A 1,992-nucleotide genomic window follows, 5' to 3' on the forward strand; every position below is an offset into this window, starting at 1 on the left:
AAAGCCATAGTTTTCGAAGAGGGTAACGTAATGTGGGGGATTATAATTCATGCAATATAATGGTTCGGTAAAACCTTTTGTAACCATCCCCCACCAACGATCCCGTTCGCCAAAATTTATGGGGCCATCCATTGCCTGTATTCCTTTTTGCTGCAGCCAATTTTTGGCAGTATCTAATAAATAATTTGCGGCGGCCTGGTTATTTATGCATTCAAAAAAACCAACGCCGCCAACTGTTACTTCATCGCCTTTATTTTTATATTTTTTGTTGATGAAGGCTGCAATGCGGCCGGTTAAATTTCCTTTTTCATCTTTTAAAATCCATCTTTCCACTTCTCCAAAACGAAAGGCTTTATTTTTATTTTTGTCGAATACTTCATTAATATCTTTATCCAGCGGACGGATCCAGTTGGCATCATCTTTATATAATTTTACTGCTACCTGTAAAAATTGATCTGCAGTATTTTTATTAGTTACCGGTGTTAATTGCATGTTTACTTTTAAGCATGCAAATGTACTTAAAAAAGTATGAGCCATTTGCTATAGCTCATAGCGGGTGTAATTTAAATTGTTACAGAAATGTAAAGGGTTGTCAACCTATAAAAAATTGGCAACCCTAACCCGTAGCAAAATTTAATTTACAACTCTACCTCTCCAATAAATACTTCACCTTCTTTTTCTTTTTGCATTTGCAGTGTTACAATCTTTTTTACTTCTTTAGTTGTTCCATAGTGCAAATAAATTTCTGCCATAATGGTTGTGGGGCCTGCAAGTGTAGCCTGTGTATCGCTGTAATAATCTATTTGAATTTTATATTTTCCTTTAGCACCAGTTTTTAATAAAAACTGTTCGGGGCCAAAGCCTTCGGTAAAATCATCGGATATGCGGCCACCCATTGCTGTTGTTTTATGACTGTAAAAACATTTTTCACCATTGGGATCAGTTACCCACAAATCAATATCGGTGTTGTTCATATTCCAGTTCATTACCACTCTTACGTCGGATGGCATGGGAATATTTATTTTTTTATCAATGTTTTTAAGATTCAATTCGTTTTTGTGTAATGCAATGATGCGGCTGATCTCTGTTAGAAATATTTCTTCAATGCCGCTGTACATTCTGTCCATTTCATTACTGTAACTTTTTGTCATGCCGTCGTATAGCATATCCAATGCCTGTTGGTAATTTCCTAAATCCAAATAAGCCAGTGCACAATCCCTGTAACTCTGCGGATCGTTAGGGCGTAATTCTTTTACTTTTTTAAAAGCTGATAATTCACCTTCGTATTCACGGGCTTCTTTTAATTTATAGCCCAGCATTTTGTACAATTCGTAACTGCCATTTTCTAACTCTGCCAAATTGCTGAGAATGGTAAGGCCATTTGCTTTATCGCCTGTTTTTAAAAAGTATGTGGCTACATCAAAAAAATAAGTGGGCCTGCTGATATAATACTGGCGTAGTGCTAAATATTTTACATAGCGGTTTACTTTTTCAGTTAGTTTAATTTCTTTCAGGTAATCGAATGTTTCGATATTAAAATTTGGTTTTGCAGGCTCTTCAGCAATATTTTCTGTTTCAATTTTATCCCGAATTTTTTTATACGAAGAATCTGGTTTGAAATTTTTTGTGGTGATGATCACTGCTCCGTTTGCTGCGGCAGCACCAAATACTGCTGTTGCCTTTTCATCTTTTAAAATATCAATAGTTGCAATTTCTTTTTGATTGATATGGTTAATTGAAGTTTGTGTTACGCCATCAACTACATAGAATGTTCCGGCAGATGCCATGAAAGAATTTTGGCCACGAATTTGTACAGATGTGCTTGCACCAGCAAATCCGTAAGATGAAGTTACTTGTACACCTGCAACTTTACCTGCTAAGGAATTAACAATATTTGGTTGAGCTACTGTTTCCAATCTGTCTGCACTTATGGTTTGTACGCTACCAGTAACGTCTCTTCTTCTTTGCGTTGAATAACCTACTACAACTACT

General features: G+C 36.0%; 1 protein-coding gene and 1 pseudogene. Both read right to left on the reverse strand.

Annotated features, from left to right (window positions below):
* Positions 1–492, reverse strand: a pseudogene (locus tag ACY65O_RS08845) (hypothetical protein); the annotation flags it as partial.
* A 146-nt stretch (positions 493–638) separates the two neighbouring features.
* Positions 639–1,992: TonB-dependent receptor plug domain-containing protein (locus ACY65O_RS08850; RefSeq protein WP_462220494.1), on the reverse strand; the 1,354-nt coding region annotated here is incomplete at its 5' end.

Origin of the sequence: Ferruginibacter sp. (genome assembly GCF_031430955.1) — a bacterium.
GTDB lineage: Bacteria > Bacteroidota > Bacteroidia > Chitinophagales > Chitinophagaceae > Ferruginibacter.